Source organism: Bacillus alveayuensis (assembly GCA_030812955.1).
Lineage (GTDB): Bacteria > Bacillota > Bacilli > Bacillales > Aeribacillaceae > Bacillus_CB > Bacillus_CB alveayuensis.
On sequence record JAUSTR010000001.1, the window covers coordinates 429,421 to 443,710 of the forward strand.

The window sequence follows — 14,290 nt, forward strand, 5'->3', positions numbered from 1 at the left end:
TTTTACGTCTATATAGTGGGAGAAAGAGACACCTAAAATATAAGTCTAACATCATATTGTAATACTAATATTAAAAAACATTGATTTTTTGTAAAAGAAGTATTAAGATATGAGTTAGTTGAATTGTTGTTAACCCTAAAAAATGGAAAAAATAATTTATATGAATGCGCAGTTTCCACCGTTAAGGAGGTTTAATTATGCGTAAAAACACGTTTTCCAAGATTTCCTTTTTGCTACTAGCAACAGCTTTGATGTGGTTGAAAACGTATATTGTCTACAAAACTAGCTTTGACATAAAAATAGAAAACTTTACACAAGAGTTTATTTTATTTATCAACCCGTTAAGTTTTTTGTTGGTTATTTTTGGTATTGGTCTTTTTATGAAGGAAAAAAACCGGAACCGTTGGGTAATCGGTACAAATATTTTAATGACCATCATCTTATTAGCTAACATGATTTTTTATCGTTTTTACAATGATTTTTTAACCATTCCAGTTCTCTTCCAAGCTAGTAACATGGGCGATTTAGGAAGCAGTATTACAGAACTCATTCAACCAATTGATTTATTAATGTTTATTGATATTGCCTTTTTAATATGGATTTCACGAAAACCTTATTTCCGAAAAGCTGCCAAAACAACAAGAAAAGAACGAACTGCGTATTTTTTAATGGCGGCAGCGATTTTCTTTTTTAACTTAGGATTAGCTGAAACAGAACGTCCGCAATTACTAACCCGTTCTTTTGACCGTGAAATGTTGGTCAAGAACATTGGTGCCTATAATTTCCATATTTATGATGCATTACTTCAGTCGAAAACATCAGCACAGCGAGCGCTTGCTGATAGCAACAATTTGGTGGAAATTGAGAATTATTTAAATGCAAATGAAAAACAGCCGAATGAGGAAATGCATGGAATTGCGAAAGGACGTAATGTTTTTATTGTTTCTTTAGAATCCTTCCAAAATTTTGTGATTAATGAAGAGCTTAATGGGCAAGAAATTACGCCATTTTTAAATGATTTCATCAAGCAAAGCTACTACTTTGATAATTTTTATCATCAAACAGGACAAGGAAAAACATCGGATTCTGAGTTTTTATTAGAAAACTCATTGTATCCGCTTGGTCGTGGGTCTGTATTCTTTACTCATGCTAACAACGAGTATAATGCAACACCGGAGATTTTGAAGAATTACGGTTATTATACTGCTGTTTTCCATGCAAATAATCGCACGTTTTGGAATCGCGATGTGATGTATAATGCGTTAGGTTATGATCACTTCTTCTCAATGAAGGACTTTGAAATAATGGAAGAAAATTCGGTAGGTTGGGGACTAAAAGATATTCCGTTTTTTGAACAGTCTGTACAAATGTTAAAGGATCTGCCTCAGCCGTTCTATACAAAATATATTACATTAACGAATCACTTCCCGTTTGAATTAGAGGAAGAAGATAAGTTTATCGAGGAATTTGATTCGAATGATCGTGTTGTAAACCGTTATTTTACAACGGTTCGTTATACAGATGAAGCAGTAAAAGTGTTTATTCAAAAATTAAAAGAGGCAGGACTTTATGATAATTCGGTCATTATCTTATATGGTGACCATTATGGAATTTCTGAAAACCATAATACAGCGATGAGCCAGTTTTTAGAAAAAGAGGAAATTACACCATTTGATACTGTGCAATTGCAGCGTGTCCCATTAATTATTCATATACCTGGAATTACTGATCAAAATCCGAAAGTCTTCCATCATGTTGCAGGACAAATTGATTTGAAACCAACCATTTTAAACTTGCTTGGTATTGATCAAGAAAATGACATTCAATTTGGTACAGATTTATTTGCTAAAGATCGTTTACCGTTTGTAGTATTGCGTGATGGAAGCTTTATTACGGATAAACATGTTTATACACGAGGTGTATGCTATAAAATTGAAACTGGTGAACCGGCGGAAGATGCAAATGCTTGTGAACCGTATATGGAAAAAGCGAAAAATGAATTAGATTATTCAGATGAAATCATTTACGGAGATTTACTCAGATTTTTTGAAAAAGAAAAGGATCATCAAAATTAAGAAGCGCTCAGGTCTTTTGATCAGAGCGCTTTTTTAAATTGTATAGGGAATCAACTATATCCTCTTACCTACATAAACTGATAGTAAAAAGCATCGTAGGAAGGGGAAATGTTGATGAAAATCGTTGTAACAACTGATACTTCTTTAAAGGAATTAGCTAGAGAGTTTTCGTTAACTGAAAAATTGATTCGAGATTCCAACCTAAAGATTCGGCAGGAAGTTATACAGAAAGGAGAAATCATTCATATTCCAGGTTGGAAAATAAAAGGAGAAAATAGCCCTTCACTTGAAATTGATCGAAATCATATAATTTATTTAAAATACCCTAACGATCTGTATAAAGCTGAAATGATTTCCTCTCCCCTTATCGATACAAAGAAAAATTATGATTTTTTTTCGTTTCAAAAAGACATTTCAACGATTCAAGAATGCTATCCATTTGTAAAAAAAAGAGTGATCGGCCAAAGTGTTTTAGGAGCTCCAATTTACGAACTAATTATCGGACAAGGTAAGCTGCAAATTCATATGAATGGGTCGTTTCATGCGAATGAATGGATTACAACCGCTATTATAATGAAATGGTTAGATGACTATTTAAGAAAAATAGTCCATGATGATACCTACGAAGGCTTTCGTGCTCGAGAATTATATGAAAGCAGAACGATTTCGCTTGTACCGATGGTTAATCCAGATGGAGTCAATCTTGTTTTAAATAAAGTCCACATGAAAGAGGATCATTGGGAAAAGGTGCTGCAAATCAATGAGGGCATTCGAGATTTTTCTAGGTGGAAGGCCAATATTCGTGGAGTGGATTTAAATAATCAATATCCTGCCTTTTGGGAAATTGAAAAACAGAGGAAAATTCCTAAATCACCAGCTCCGCGAGATTTTCCAGGAACTCATCCTTTAACAGAGCCGGAAGCAATTGCCATGGCGAAGTTAGTGGATAATTCAAATTTTGATCGGATCATCGCATTTCATACACAAGGTGAAGAGATTTATTGGGGGTATTTAAATCGAGAACCGGAAGAGTCACACAAGATTGTAAAGGAATTTTCACGTATAAGTGGTTATAAAGCAGTACGTTATATTGATAGTCATGCCGGTTTTCGCGATTGGTTTATTTATCGCTATCGAAAACCAGGTTTTACGGTAGAACTTGGTTTAGGAGTTAATCCATTGCCGCTTAAACAGTTTGATGAGATTTTTGAAAAAGCACAAGGTATTTTTTGGGCATCTTTATATATGTAAGAAAATAATGAAACTTTTTGATGAAGTAATTCGTCTAAATATAATACAGATAAATGTTAAGAGTGAGGTTGGAGTTGATGAGAAGAAAAAGCTGCATCGTATTACTTGTTTTTCTTTTTTGGCTTACTGCTTGTGAAGCATCTCATCAACTAGGCGAAAAAGAGAAACAACAAAATGGTAATGGGAACGAAAACAATCAAAAAGAAACCGAAACGACTATTTACCCGATCGATATTGATGAACAATTTTTTCAAAATATCGCTGGGTGGTATGATGAATCGAACATTTTATATGTTCAAAACAAGCCCAACTTATCGGAAATTATCCGCTATAATCTTTTTAACGGACAGTCTTCAACTTTTTTTGTGGCAAACACCCCGATAATGCAAGTTGTACCAAGCCCTGATCGAAATATTTTTCTCGTTCATTTAAGTCCAAACCATTATCAAGCGACAATCCTCTTTATTGATCGTCATGGAAATGAATTGTTTAAGTGGGAAGTCGGATCATACGAGCTTCATTTTGCTTGGAATCCTTATCATTCTCAGCAAATATTGGTTACATCATTTTTAGAAGATTGGTCCTTTGAAACATATTTGATCGATCTTGCTGAACAAAGGATTGAAAAAAATGTCGTGGAGGCTCCTTTTGTTCAGTGGTCAAATCAACATCAATTTACGTATATTAAATGGAATGAAGAGGAGCCAGAACTTAGCGCCCCACTATTTTTGTATGACCTACTAGATAGGAATGAGAAAAAAATTGCCGATCATGTAATTGGTCATGTAAGTTCTGGGCCATTCTTATTATATTTACAAGAAAACTTAGATGAGAAGGGAAAGGGGCAATATGTATTCCTTCGTTTTAAAGATTTACAAAAACTTTCTTTTTTTGATGTCTCTTTAATATCCGAATATTCAGGATGGTTATTTCCATATTTTGATGTTTTTAATAAGAGAGATGAATTTTATACGTTTATCCCAATGGATACAACTGAAAACAATACATCCTTTCATTTAATTAACATTCAAATAAAGACAGGGAAAAAGAATGAGTTAGTGAAAAATATCGCCAATGAGCCTATATCAATTTCTCCATCTGGACAATATATCCTATATGGATACCGATTTGAAAAGCTCATTGATATAAAAGACAGAAAGATGATCAATCTTATTCAATAAGTAGGGGTGGTCTAACAAAAACATTAAATAACCTATTTACATACAAAATAAAAGAGGTGACCTCGAAAGGAAATGTCAACTCCTTTTTGGTCACCTTTTTTGAGATATTGAGATCGTTAATGCGCTTGAGGGAAACCTTGATGCAAAACAGTCATGACTGTAAACCAGCCAAAAATCGCTACTGTTCCGAAAGCAAATAATACTCCTAAAACATTTTTTTCTTTAAAAGAACGGAATAAGCCAAAAATTCCAAGCAACGTTACTAATGAGAAAATAATGACTAACCCCATATTCTAGCCCCCTTATTGATCAACATCAACATAATTCCACTGACAAATAAATAAAAGATTCCCTTAATATTTTAATCGCTTTCCTTTGTTTTGTCGAGGTGAAATATGAAATCACCACCTACAGGTTGTGGCAATTTTTTGAACAAGTTGTTGGAATGATTCATCAAAATTAATCGTCCTCTGTGAATTCTATCCATGATTATTTCCAGCTGATCAAATCTCTAATACTTGTGAATATTTGATTTTGGAAATATTGTGCTTGAATAGCTTTACCCACTTTGCCTCATTTCATGCAAGGGATAAAATCAAAACGATATGGTTGTTGTTTTTCGTTTTGGCTCTTTTCTAAAAGATTGTTGCTTTACTATACGATAGTTATTCGACAGTCGAAAAGCAACAAAGTTTACGAAAACAGCCTTCGTTTTTGACGTTCTTAGGAAATGACTGTATGATGAAGAAGGAAAATCGTTACATTGAAAGGGAAAGAAAAAATGAAATCGTAAAGAGAGGTGCTTGTCATGAAATGGGAAAGAATACCATTAGGTCCACTCCAAACGAATGCTTATTTATTATTTAATGAAGGGAACGATTGTATTATTTTTGACCCTGGAAGCGAAGGAGAAAAACTTATTCAGCACATAGAACAGAAAAAATTAAAGCCGTTAGCGGTAGTGTTAACACATGCTCATTTTGATCATATTGGTGCAGTAGAGGATGTTCGAACTCGCTTTCAAATCCCTGTTTATATTCATAAAAATGAGCAGGATTGGTTAGAAGATCCTGCCTTAAATGGTTCTCAATATTTTATGGCTGGGAAAATCAAAGCGAATAAAGCTGATCATATAATTGAAAAAGAAACACTACTTACGATCGGAGCTTTTCAATTCCAAATATACGAAACACCTGGACATTCACCTGGAAGTGTTTCTTATTATTGTGAAAGAGTAGGTGCCGTCTTTTCTGGGGATGCTTTATTTAAAGGAAGTATTGGCCGTACAGATTTGCCAGGTGGAAACCATCAGCAGCTCTTGCAAAGTCTCCATCAAAAATTATTAACACTTCCAGAAGAAACGGTTGTTCTTTCTGGTCATGGACCAGAAACGACCATTATGGAAGAAATGGAAACAAACCCATTTTTAAATGGATTTTCTATTGATTTATAGAAGTATTGAATAAATAGTTTTGATCGTTTCTGATTATAACCATGTTCATGATCGTGGTTCATAATTTTGAATCGTTGCCGCCTTTTCCAAATAAGTCATATAAAAAAGGCAATTCCAGCTATGAGGAATTGCCTTTTTTCTTAATGGCCTCCTTGACCAGGCACCATCATAAACGTTGTCCAATATGTAAAGCCAACGAAGAAAATGGTTAAATAGGCACCAAAAATATAAATATACATCCGCTCAGTTAATTTTAAATAAGATAAGAGCACAAAAAATCCTGTTTGGCCGAAGAAAAGTAAAGACGTAGTATGCATATCACCTAAATAAAACATAACGGCAAAAATTCCTGTCCAAAATCCAAGAACGCGGAACATACGATCCATATTGATTTCCCTCCTTTGCCTCAGGTTCCACCACTTTCTTTATTATAAAGTACCTCAACAACAGTTGTAAATACACCGTTTTCAATCGTGGCAGCTTCCATAGGGCAAAAAAACAGGTTGTTACAAAATGTTCAAAAATAAAAAAGGCTGGGCTAGCTGGATTCGAACCAGCGCATCACGGAGTCAAAGTCCGTTGCCTTACCACTTGGCTATAGCCCACTGGAAATAAATAGCGCTTTGCGACTGAACATCCATTACTATTTTCTTTTTGTGATACATCTTAGATGGAGGTATAAGATGTTGGTGATTTGTTAACTTTGTAAAATTACATTTTTCGATTGAGTAATGACATGAATTTTTATTTTTATTATGAGAATAATTTCGTTTTTTTATACGTTTTGCATTAGAAAAATTTCATTTTTAAAATTCGTCTTTTCGATCATCATTATGTAGGATAATGTTAGAACGTAAAAAAGGAGGGATAAAAATTTGTTTTCTGTTGAAAAGTTCAGTGAGCAATTAATCGAAGAAGCGAATTCGGTAAACGCATCAGATATTCATATCGTTCCAAGGGAGCGTGATTCAATTATTCAATTCCGCATTGATGAAGAATTGTTTGAAAAAAAAGTCATTCCAAAGTATTTCAGTGAACGATTAATTTCCCATTTAAAATTTTTAGCATCAATGGATATAGGGGAAAGGAGACGTCCGCAAAATGGCGCCTTAACTATTAAAACAAATTCCTATAATGTTCATTTGCGTTTATCAACATTACCGACTGTGTTTGATGAAAGTTTAGTGATCCGCATATTGCCGCAAAAAACGATTCAGCCCCTTTCCAAGTTATCGCTATTTCGGCAATCGACGAAAAAAATATTGTCGTTTTTGAACCATTCACATGGACTTATGATTTTCACAGGGCCCACGGGATCAGGGAAAACGACTACGCTTTATTCATTGCTTCAATATGCTAAGAAGCATTTTAAACGAAACATTATTACACTTGAAGATCCTGTTGAAACGAAATCTGATGATGTGCTGCAAGTTCAAGTCAATGAAAAAGCTGGAATGACATATGTTGCCGGTTTGAAAGCCATTTTACGTCACGATCCTGATATTATTATGGTCGGGGAAATACGTGATGCTGAAACAGCGAAAATTGCGATTCGAGCTGCATTTACAGGACATTTAGTGTTAACGACTATGCATACGAAGGACACAAAAGGAGCTATCTATCGGTTACTAGAATTTGGTGTAACCCTTTCAGAAATTGAACAAACGTTAATAGCTCTTGTTGCGCAAAGACTAGTTGATATCGCTTGTCCGTTTTGTCAAGAAGGCTGCTCCCCATATTGTAAAACGCTAAAGAAAACGAGAAGGTTATGTATTTATGAATTGTTATATGGCCGCAATTTGTCAGCAGCTATTCAAGAAGCAAAAGGAGAAGAGGTTTGTTTTGACTATAAAAAGTTAAAAGATCTAATCAAAAAAGGAATTGCGTTAGGTTATTTATATCCAAAAACGTATGAGCGTTGGGTGTATGATAATGAAAAAGGGTAAATGGAAGAAAAAGCTGCAGGCGCAATTTTTAAAAAAAGTGAGTGATTTACTTGATGAAGGATACTCGTTAAATGATGCGATTTCTTTTACAATGATTCATGTTCCTCACAACTTGAAAGAAGATCTTCGAGAATGTGTTCAACGACTTACAGAAGGAAATTCCATTCGTACGGCATTGGAAAAAAATGGATTTCATCAATATGTATTAAGCTATTTATATTTCGCTGAACAACATGGTGACATAAAGTTCGCATTCAAAGAAAGTAGTGCCATGCTAGAAAAACAGCTCCTTCACATTGAAAAGGCAAAGCAAATTTTAAGATATCCTATATTTCTGATTATGATGATGGTCTTTATTTTATATACCGCACAAACAGTCATTGCTCCACAATTTGTGAAAATGTATGAATCAATGAACTTGACGACATCATTCTTTTTGTTTTTATTACTATCGATGTTTGATTTGCTGAAAACAATATTTTTGATAACTATTTTATCCCCTTTTTTCATCATCCCCTATTATCATTTTGTCTTTCGCAAGTACCCCCCAACAAAACAACAAAATATTTTAGTACGCATTCCAATCATAGGAAAAGGATTAAAGATATATCATAGTTATTATTTTTCTTCACAAATGAGCTATTTGTTAAAAGGCGGGCTATCCATTTTTGAAAGCTTGACTGTATTTTGCGAACAAAACTTGATGCCTTTTTATCAAGAAGAAGCAAGGTTTTTTATGACGGAATTAAAAAAAGGGGAACGATTAGATGAAATTTTGGCCAAACGTCCTTTTTTTGAAGCGGAATTATCTGCTATTGTTCACCATGGTCAAGCTAGTGGAAAATTGGATCGGGAACTTTTCACATATAGTCAAATGTTAATTGACCGCATAGAACAAAAGACTGTGAAGGTTTTTAGTTATGTTCAACCACTTATTTTTCTCATTATTGGAATACTTGTATTAGCTGTATATTTATCCATTATGCTCCCTATGTATCAAATGATGGAAAAAATTTAGAGGAGGATCAAGATGAAAAATGAAAAAGGATTTACTCTTGTAGAAATGCTAGTCGTGTTACTTGTCATTTCGATTTTATTACTTATAACGATTCCAAACATTGCATCACAAAATAAAAATATTCAAGAAAAAGGCTGTGAAGGATTAATCGATATGGTGCAAGGACAAGTTGTTGCTTATGAAATGGAGTTTCATACACAACCCTCCATACAAGATTTAATCGATAAAGGATATTTGCCGAATAATAAAGATCCAGTTTGCCCTAGTGGAGAGAAGTTAAACATTGATAGTAATGGTAATGTGATCAAAGAATGATGGATTTCCACAAAAATAGCAAAGGTTTTACGATTGTAGAAATGATGATCGTGTTAATGGTTGTCACGTTTATGAGCTCAATCATCTGGTATAATGGGGCAAACATTCATAAACGCAAGGTCATTGATCAATTTTTCCGACAGCTCGAAACAGATATTTTATATGTACAGCAATATGCGATGGTACATCAAGAACAAATATTAATCTATTGGTATCCGGATCAATCGTATTATGAAGCGGAGCGTTATGCTTTTAAAGGAGAACTATTTGAAAGGAAATATGGAAAACATATTCAAGTAAAAGCGACAACGTTGAGATTTCCAATTATTTTTATGCCGAATGGTTCTATAAATCGTGGAGGCTCAATCTTTATTTATATTGATGATGAAACGTATAAAGTCATTTTTACGATTGGAAAGGGGCGTTTTCGTGTGGAAAAATTGTAAAGGAAGTGTATTAGCGGAATCGATCCTTTCATTTTCACTATGGTGCTTTATTACAATGATGATGATACCGATCTTAACTTCGATCATCTTAAACGAACGGAATTTAGTCATGAAAACCGAAGCTTATCAGCTTTTACACGAAGAATTACAACATTATGCTTACGAAAAAACGAAAGTAAACGGCGAAGTAAGGAAAGGGAAAAACACATACGTTTTATTTTGGTCTGAAGAAGGTGAATACTACAAATTATGCATAAAATGGGGTGAGACGAACGAAAACGAAGTTTGTGGCTATTCTTTACCGTAATCGTGGTTTCACTTTTGCTAATCTTCTCATTAGTTTTTCCATTGCCCTTCTGATTCTATTTTCGTTTAACGTCCTTTTATCTTATTTTCTCAAAACATCGGTGCATTCGAAAGATTTGCACCCATATGAATGGAAAGTGTTTTTAATTACTTTACAAAAGGATTTAAAAAATGCAAATCAACTTCAAGTGCGTTCAAATATCATCACTTACGAAGATATAAAAGGAAGAAACATTATGATTAGTCAGTACGGAAATGTGATTCGTTATCAAGTTGAGGGGCAAGGGCATATTGTGATGCTACAACGAGTGAAAACATCACATTTTCAGCAAGTTCAACATGGAGTTTCGATTGAAATTGAAAGTTTAAAAGGTTCTTTTTATGATGCTATCATTAGGGATTACAAAGGATTGGTCAAACGTGAAGAATGAAAAAGGCTATATTTTTCCTTTGACAATCGTTTTATCACTGTTTATATTTTTTATCATTATGGCGAATGTAAGCATTTATGTTCGTGACATTCAATTTTATAAAGATACGCAAGAGTTTTTCGCTTTAGAAAATTTAATGATGCTTGCCGTGCAGCACTCGTCTAACCATTTAGTCAACAGAAAGAAAGAAACGCTCTCTCTTCCGACGGGCAATATTTCTTATATTGTAAATGAAATGGATGACGGGTTGATCAAAGTTTCCATTACATGTGAAACTGTCAACAATACAACCTACTCTGCTTCATATGTGTACGATACAAATAACGAACAAATTATGAAGTGGGTTGAAAGTGAATAGCCTTCACAAATTGAAATATTTTATGATAGGGTTAAGTCATCTATAAATTGGGAGGAGAAACGATGAAAGCCATTTTTCTTACTGGATTTATGGGGGCAGGGAAAACAACGATAGGAAAATTACTTGGAGAGTATTTACAGCTTCCTGTTATCGACACTGATGAACAAATTGAAAAGAAAATGGGGCAATCCATTCCGAAAATATTTGCAGAAAAGGGAGAGGCTTTTTTTCGAAAAATAGAATCACAATGCTTGCAACAAATGCCTACTAAAGATGTCATTATTACAACAGGAGGCGGTATCGTCATAAAGGATGAAAACCGACAGTGGATGAAAGAAAATGGTATCGTGATTTTTTTGGATTGTGATCTGGATGTTTTGTATGAACGGATTCAACAAGATTCAAATAGGCCTTTAGCGAATAAAAAAACAAAACCTGAAATCATTCATTTATTTCAACAAAGAGAACGCTTTTACAAAGAAGCTGATTTTCAGATTGTTACATCGTATCTTACACCAAATGAAGTTGTATGGAAAATAGTTGATTGTTTAAAAGCTCAGCAATTAGGAAAAAATAGTTAAAAAAAGATGAACCGAGGTGCTGAGCGTTGTCAACTAACGACTATTTAAAGTTTATAACTGAACAAGTAATAAAATTTATGGATACACCGAAAGAGGAAAGAAAGATTCAAAGAAAAAAACGAAAAAGCGAGAACCCTTCATTTTTGAACGTATGGTTTGGGATCATCCCTTTCTCTATTGCTTTATCGATCAAAAAACGAAAAAAACGCACGCAGTAGAAGAGGCTGTCAGTGTCAGCGCCTTTTTAGTGTAATCTGATACTTATGGGAAGCCTCTTTCCTGTTTTTAATCGAAATGTTTATGTATGAAGGAGGAAGGATGGCAATGTGAATTTAGTCATTCGGTCCATACATGATTTGCTGATAAATAAAAAAGGCCACCATTTTCAATGTTAATATGAATACGTGGTTTATATAAACAGTTTAATGCTTCGCGTTCACTCCAATATACATCCGGTTTCTCTTTTAAATCTTCATAAAAATGGTTTAAGAGCATCATGTCGCGATTCATACGCTGCTTTGCATCCTCAGCCCATGTGTGATCATCTTGTTCTACGATGCGCTCAATATATCTTTCAATGCGTTTAAGTCCGCTTTGTGGTTTAATGATCGGCGTGATAGTAAAACAATAATCGGGGATTTTCGGTGTTAAGGATAACGATTCTAGTTTTTTTTGAAATTCTTCGACAATCGTTCCATTAATTAAATGTAATCCGATCGAGCGAACAAAATCTTTCTTTTTATCACAAACATAAGAAATGGTTACATTTACTCCAATCCAAGGGTGAAGTGCTGTATTTCCACTTTGATGTTTCGTCTTCTCATATAAACGAATAAAGCCCCCAAACTTTTTTGTTGCTTGGAAAATTTGGTGAAGTCTTGGTGAACCAAAATGTATTTTTTCACCTGATAATTCAGACGGGCTAGCTTTAGGGTCTGTAATAAAGGTTAGTTTCATTGGATTCGGAGTGCCACCTGTTTTTTCTACGTAATGCCAATAAAATGGACGGTTCATGAGCTCCTTGTCCATTTCAATTGTTAGTTGAACCGTAAAATAGCCTGTTCCTTCTTCAACAATTTCACATTGATTTGAAATAAAAAATCGCTTTAAGAAGTGTTGAATATCTGCTTGCTGCAAAGTAAAACCCCCCTTTCTTCTAAGCATCCCGTTTTTGATGATTAAGACCGAAGTGAATAACGGATGATAAATTATCCATTTTGATCTTCATTTCCCCTTCTGATTGTGAATGAAAGACAATGTCGTGAAGATAATCTTCCAAATTATTGATTTCCAACCTTGTCAAAATATCATCAAGTTCCCCAATGACTCGTTCAAATAATTGTATTTTTTCATACAATAATGTGAGTATATGCTCTTCAACTGTATTTTTCGTGGCCATATTATAAATAAATACATCTCGATCTTGTCCAAAACGATGAATTCGTCCAATTCTTTGCTCAAGCCGCATTGGATTCCACGGCAAATCATAATTAATAATATGGTTGCAAAATTGCAAGTTGATTCCTTCACCGCCAGCTTCAGTAGCAATTAATACTTGTGCATGGTTTTTAAATAAATCTTTCATCCAATCTTTTTTGCCCCTCTTAAATCCACCTTGGAAAGGGACTGACTGAATCCCGTGTTGCTTTAAAAACCATTGTAAATAAAGTTGAGTCGCACGGTATTCAGTAAAAATGATAACCTTATCGTTAATGTTTTGAATTAGCTCTAAAGCCTTTAAAGCTTTGGAATTTTGTGTGACTTGATCGACATATTTCATGAGTTCTTGTATTTTTTTAGATGGCAAGGTCTTTTCTCCCTCAGATTTCTCTAACATTTTTTTTAATGACATGTAAACGGCTTCACGGCTCGAACAGGTTTCACGCTGAAGCGTGATGATCGAAAATACACCTGCTTGATTTTTATATCCATTACGTAGGCGGGAAATCGCATCATACAATGCTCGTTCGGACTCTGAAAAATCAATGATGATACTTTTTACATGGCGTTTTGTCCATGAAATACCGGTATCTGAACGTCTGTTACGAATCATCACTTTATTCATGAGTTCACGTAAATACTCGTCTTGCTCAACATGACGTTTTTTGGCAGAAAAAACTTCTGTAAAATATTTTTCATTTCCTAAATGACCAGGCTTTAATAAAGATACGAGATTAAAAATTTCTTCGATACGGTTTTGAATAGGGGTGGCCGTCAAAAGGAGGCAAAATTTCTTTTTTAAATTTTGCACAAACTCATAGTTTTTCGTTTTTCGATTTTTTAATTTATGTGCTTCATCAATGATCACGATGTCATAATCTTGTTCATATATTATCGATTTATGCGGTTCCCGTTTTGCTGTGTCTAGTGATGAAACGACAACGTCACATTGGTCCCATACATAGCTTTTTTTCTGCTCAACGGCAGGAATATAAAATTTTTCATTCAATTCTTTGACCCACTGAGAAACGAGGGAGGCAGGCACTAAAATGAGTACTTTCTTTACTAGCCCCCGTATCATATATTCTTTTAAAATAAGTCCGGCTTCAATCGTTTTCCCGAGCCCAACTTCATCAGCTAATATCGCTTTTCCATTCATTTGTTCTACAACTCTTTGAGCAACTTCTAATTGGTGAGGGAGCGGGGTGAAATTTTGTAGATGTTTTGGCGCCTGTAAACCTTCAAATGTTGGAATCGCTAAATGATGAGAAACTTCATAAGCAAGTTTATATAAATCCCAATTTCCCCATGGCCCATCCTCTTCCATTCTTTTTAAAAATTCCTCTTGCCATTGTTGGTCCATTTGGATTTCAACATTCATGATTGACAGCCCTTTCCGAAATCGGTTATTGTTCCTAAATAAATCATAAAATAATTTTTTATTCACAAAAATTATGAGTAATAATGATTAAAAATCGAACATTATAAT

General features: G+C 34.3%; 17 protein-coding genes and 1 tRNA gene. 13 read left to right on the forward strand and 5 right to left on the reverse strand.

The window, feature by feature from the left end:
- Nucleotides 1-197 precede the first annotated feature (197 nt).
- From J2S06_RS02125 to J2S06_RS02135, 3 genes are all read left to right on the forward strand, one after another.
- A complete protein-coding gene (locus tag J2S06_RS02125) occupies nt 198-2,075 on the forward strand; it encodes an LTA synthase family protein (protein WP_419151138.1) in 1,878 nt (625 codons plus the stop codon).
- Between the two features lie 114 nt (nt 2,076-2,189).
- Nucleotides 2,190-3,326, forward strand: a complete 1,137-nt coding sequence (locus tag J2S06_RS02130) for a M14 family metallopeptidase (RefSeq protein ID WP_419151139.1) — start codon at nt 2,190-2,192, stop codon at nt 3,324-3,326.
- 77 nt (nt 3,327-3,403) lie between these two features.
- Complete coding sequence (locus tag J2S06_RS02135; protein ID WP_419151140.1) at nt 3,404-4,507, forward strand: YqgU-like beta propeller domain-containing protein; 1,104 nt, start codon at nt 3,404-3,406, stop codon at nt 4,505-4,507.
- 116 nt (nt 4,508-4,623) lie between these two features.
- On the opposite strand, the gene J2S06_RS02140 is transcribed toward J2S06_RS02135, so the two are convergent.
- Complete coding sequence (locus J2S06_RS02140; RefSeq protein ID WP_419151141.1) at nt 4,624-4,797, reverse strand: DUF2759 domain-containing protein; 174 nt, start codon at nt 4,795-4,797, stop codon at nt 4,624-4,626.
- 518 nt (nt 4,798-5,315) lie between these two features.
- On the opposite strand from J2S06_RS02140, the gene J2S06_RS02145 reads away from it, so the two are divergent.
- On the forward strand, nt 5,316-5,960 hold the full coding sequence (locus J2S06_RS02145) for an MBL fold metallo-hydrolase (RefSeq protein ID WP_419151142.1): 645 nt from the start codon (nt 5,316-5,318) through the stop codon (nt 5,958-5,960).
- 140 nt (nt 5,961-6,100) lie between these two features.
- Here J2S06_RS02145 and J2S06_RS02150 read toward each other — a convergent pair whose 3' ends face one another.
- A complete protein-coding gene (locus J2S06_RS02150) occupies nt 6,101-6,346 on the reverse strand; it encodes a DUF2626 domain-containing protein (RefSeq protein ID WP_044894419.1) in 246 nt (81 codons plus the stop codon).
- Between the two features lie 147 nt (nt 6,347-6,493).
- Nucleotides 6,494-6,565, reverse strand: a tRNA-Gln gene (locus tag J2S06_RS02155).
- 270 nt (nt 6,566-6,835) lie between these two features.
- Here J2S06_RS02155 and comGA point away from each other — a divergent pair.
- The 9 genes from comGA to J2S06_RS02200 all read left to right on the forward strand — a co-directional run bounded on the left by comGA (nt 6,836) and on the right by J2S06_RS02200 (nt 11,579).
- Nucleotides 6,836-7,906, forward strand: a complete 1,071-nt coding sequence (comGA, locus tag J2S06_RS02160; RefSeq protein ID WP_419151143.1) for a competence type IV pilus ATPase ComGA — start codon at nt 6,836-6,838, stop codon at nt 7,904-7,906.
- Nucleotides 7,893-8,924, forward strand: a complete 1,032-nt coding sequence (gene comGB, locus J2S06_RS02165; RefSeq protein WP_419151144.1) for a competence type IV pilus assembly protein ComGB — start codon at nt 7,893-7,895, stop codon at nt 8,922-8,924. Before comGA ends, comGB begins: the two co-directional genes overlap by 14 nt.
- Before the next feature lie 12 nt (nt 8,925-8,936).
- On the forward strand, nt 8,937-9,239 hold the full coding sequence (gene comGC, locus J2S06_RS02170) for a competence type IV pilus major pilin ComGC (protein ID WP_044894416.1): 303 nt from the start codon (nt 8,937-8,939) through the stop codon (nt 9,237-9,239).
- Nucleotides 9,236-9,685 carry a competence type IV pilus minor pilin ComGD gene (gene comGD, locus J2S06_RS02175; protein WP_419151145.1) on the forward strand — a complete coding sequence of 150 codons (450 nt, stop codon included), beginning with the start codon at nt 9,236-9,238 and terminating at the stop codon, nt 9,683-9,685. The genes comGC and comGD overlap by 4 nt, the downstream gene beginning before the upstream one ends.
- Nucleotides 9,669-9,992 carry a competence type IV pilus minor pilin ComGE gene (gene comGE / locus J2S06_RS02180; protein WP_419151146.1) on the forward strand — a complete coding sequence of 108 codons (324 nt, stop codon included), beginning with the start codon at nt 9,669-9,671 and terminating at the stop codon, nt 9,990-9,992. The genes comGD and comGE overlap by 17 nt, the downstream gene beginning before the upstream one ends.
- Entirely contained in the window at nt 9,949-10,422 is a 474-nt protein-coding gene (gene comGF / locus J2S06_RS02185) for a competence type IV pilus minor pilin ComGF (protein WP_083979389.1), read from the forward strand. Before comGE ends, comGF begins: the two co-directional genes overlap by 44 nt.
- Nucleotides 10,412-10,780 (forward strand): competence type IV pilus minor pilin ComGG, encoded by a 369-nt coding sequence (gene comGG / locus J2S06_RS02190; RefSeq protein WP_419151147.1) that lies wholly within the window; start codon nt 10,412-10,414, stop codon nt 10,778-10,780. The genes comGF and comGG overlap by 11 nt, the downstream gene beginning before the upstream one ends.
- Before the next feature lie 62 nt (nt 10,781-10,842).
- Nucleotides 10,843-11,361 (forward strand): shikimate kinase, encoded by a 519-nt coding sequence (locus J2S06_RS02195; protein ID WP_419151148.1) that lies wholly within the window; start codon nt 10,843-10,845, stop codon nt 11,359-11,361.
- Nucleotides 11,362-11,387: 26 nt separating this feature from the next.
- Entirely contained in the window at nt 11,388-11,579 is a 192-nt protein-coding gene (locus tag J2S06_RS02200; RefSeq protein ID WP_419151149.1) for a YqzE family protein, read from the forward strand.
- A 118-nt stretch (nt 11,580-11,697) separates the two neighbouring features.
- Here the strand turns inward: J2S06_RS02200 and J2S06_RS02205 are convergent, their stop codons facing one another.
- Nucleotides 11,698-12,498 (reverse strand): YqhG family protein, encoded by an 801-nt coding sequence (locus J2S06_RS02205; RefSeq protein WP_419151150.1) that lies wholly within the window; start codon nt 12,496-12,498, stop codon nt 11,698-11,700.
- Nucleotides 12,499-12,517: 19 nt separating this feature from the next.
- On the reverse strand, nt 12,518-14,182 hold the full coding sequence (locus J2S06_RS02210; protein WP_419151151.1) for a DEAD/DEAH box helicase: 1,665 nt from the start codon (nt 14,180-14,182) through the stop codon (nt 12,518-12,520).
- Between the last annotated feature and the right edge of the window lie 108 nt (nt 14,183-14,290).

Bases quoted from the DNA above. Each gene is read 5' to 3' on its own strand.
- J2S06_RS02125 (WP_419151138.1), top strand. From the start codon at position 198: ATGCGTAAAAACACGTTTTCCAAGATTTCCTTTTTGCTACTAGCAACA.
- J2S06_RS02130 (WP_419151139.1), top strand. From the start codon at position 2,190: ATGAAAATCGTTGTAACAACTGATACTTCTTTAAAGGAATTAGCTAGA.
- J2S06_RS02135 (WP_419151140.1), top strand. From the start codon at position 3,404: ATGAGAAGAAAAAGCTGCATCGTATTACTTGTTTTTCTTTTTTGGCTT.
- J2S06_RS02140 (WP_419151141.1), bottom strand. From the start codon at position 4,797: ATGGGGTTAGTCATTATTTTCTCATTAGTAACGTTGCTTGGAATTTTT.
- J2S06_RS02145 (WP_419151142.1), top strand. From the start codon at position 5,316: ATGAAATGGGAAAGAATACCATTAGGTCCACTCCAAACGAATGCTTAT.
- J2S06_RS02150 (WP_044894419.1), bottom strand. From the start codon at position 6,346: ATGGATCGTATGTTCCGCGTTCTTGGATTTTGGACAGGAATTTTTGCC.
- comGB (WP_419151144.1), top strand. From the start codon at position 7,893: ATGAAAAAGGGTAAATGGAAGAAAAAGCTGCAGGCGCAATTTTTAAAA.
- comGC (WP_044894416.1), top strand. From the start codon at position 8,937: ATGAAAAATGAAAAAGGATTTACTCTTGTAGAAATGCTAGTCGTGTTA.
- comGD (WP_419151145.1), top strand. From the start codon at position 9,236: ATGATGGATTTCCACAAAAATAGCAAAGGTTTTACGATTGTAGAAATG.
- J2S06_RS02195 (WP_419151148.1), top strand. From the start codon at position 10,843: ATGAAAGCCATTTTTCTTACTGGATTTATGGGGGCAGGGAAAACAACG.
- J2S06_RS02210 (WP_419151151.1), bottom strand. From the start codon at position 14,182: ATGAATGTTGAAATCCAAATGGACCAACAATGGCAAGAGGAATTTTTA.